The sequence below is a fragment of the Mesorhizobium sp. CAU 1741 genome, from assembly GCF_039839275.1.
GTDB lineage: Bacteria > Pseudomonadota > Alphaproteobacteria > Rhizobiales > Rhizobiaceae > Aerobium.
On record NZ_JBDOQP010000011.1, the window covers coordinates 1 to 1,522 of the forward strand.

General features: G+C 64.2%; 2 protein-coding genes. Both read right to left on the reverse strand.

The genetic code is table 11. The features are described 5' to 3' along the window. Window positions 1–273, reverse strand: a 273-nt coding sequence (locus AAFN84_RS24720) for a hypothetical protein (RefSeq protein ID WP_347517401.1), incomplete at its 3' end; no start/stop codon positions are given. Between the two features lies 1 nt (window position 274). Continuing rightward, window positions 275–1,522 (reverse strand): hypothetical protein (locus AAFN84_RS24725; RefSeq protein ID WP_347517402.1); only part of this gene is annotated, 1,248 nt, incomplete at its 5' end.

A 1,522-nucleotide genomic window follows, 5' to 3' on the forward strand; every position in this document is an offset into this window, starting at 1 on the left:
GTCCGAGACGTCCGAAGCGCGGATCCTCACCCGGCCAGACGTGGTGATCGTGTGCGCCAGAAGGGCAATGACGCGGATGTTGCGCTGCCGGTCGAAGGCGATGTCAAACCATGTGCTCTCCGGGTCCGCGTCGGCGGTGCGCGCCACTTTGGCGAAGGCCCGGTCCTGAATATTCGCCAGCGGCAGGCTGTCGACGAACACCCCGCCAGACAGCACCGTTTCCCCGCCGATCCGGTTCGGATGGCAGACCATCACATTAAAGTCGGCAACCATGTCAGCCCCAGATATCCAGCGTCGTGACGCGCGTCTTGAAATTCTCGGAAATGCCGATCACGCGGAAATCCTTGCCGGCGTTGAGACCGAAACGCGGCATTTGCAGCCGCACGACGGAATTGAGCTCGACCTGTTCGGCAAGGTAGCTCTTCACCGGCACAAGGAAGCGGTCGCGCGCCACGGAATGCATGTCTTTGAGTCGCACCGCCTCTGTGGTCGCGGCGGCCCCCTGCGTCAGATAGGTCTCGTAGACGAGGTCGGATGCCAGCTTATGGACCGCTTTGACCGCCTCATCCTCGGCAATCGCCTCGCGCCACTCCTGCGACGCGAAGGCCATGAACGCCTCAGTCGTGTCGACGTCGAGGTCATTCCGATTGAAGACCTGCCAGTTGTAGCCGTAGCGCACCGTCACCCGCCACGCCGGCACGCCTTTGCCCTGGTCGCCGGTGCGCAACAATTGAATGCCACGCCCACCCGATACCTCGAGTGCTTCCGCCGTCGTGATGGTGAGCACCGGAAAGCCCGTCGCGGGGTCGAGCCGGAACATGCGATAGACGCCAAGCCGGTCGGGAACGATCGTCGCACCGATCGAGCCCAGCACATGCTGCACGGCAACCAGCGTGGTCGCGTCCTGCGGCGGCATGAAATAGCCGATTTCGGCATCGTTGAGCGTGTCGAGCGCTGCGATGTCGGCGGCGAGGAAGTTGACGCCCTCGACGAAGCCCTTGCGCTCCAGCATGCGCTTGGCGATCTGCGCTGCCGTTCGATCAGCGGAACTGGATTTCTCCACCGGGCGCGCCGTCAGCTCGCCGTCTGGCGTTGAGCCTGTGCGCAGGAGCCCTTCGGCGAGGCAAGTATGGTATTGGCCGGCGGTGATCGTTGCGCCGCGCAAGGCTGCCACGGTGGCATGATTGGTGCCCGATGCCGTCAGCAGCACGCCGCTATCGCGCACGTCTTCGAATGCATCCAACCCATCGGCGCCAAACCCAAAGATGTTGTCGAAGCGGTTGGCCGCAACGCCCGGCGCAAGAAGCGGCCGCCCGTATGTCAGCGGCTTCGGCCGGTCCTTCAGATCGTCGGCCGTGCCTTCCGCCTCATCCATGCCGCCCGAGATCGTCGTGCCGGCGAAAAGGTTGTCCTGATGCTCGACGTCCAGTTCCGCCAGCCGATCGCGGATCAGCACCCGGGCATCGGTCCATGAGAACTCGACCTGCTCGACGGTGCCGCGGAAGATCGTGACCGCATCGGC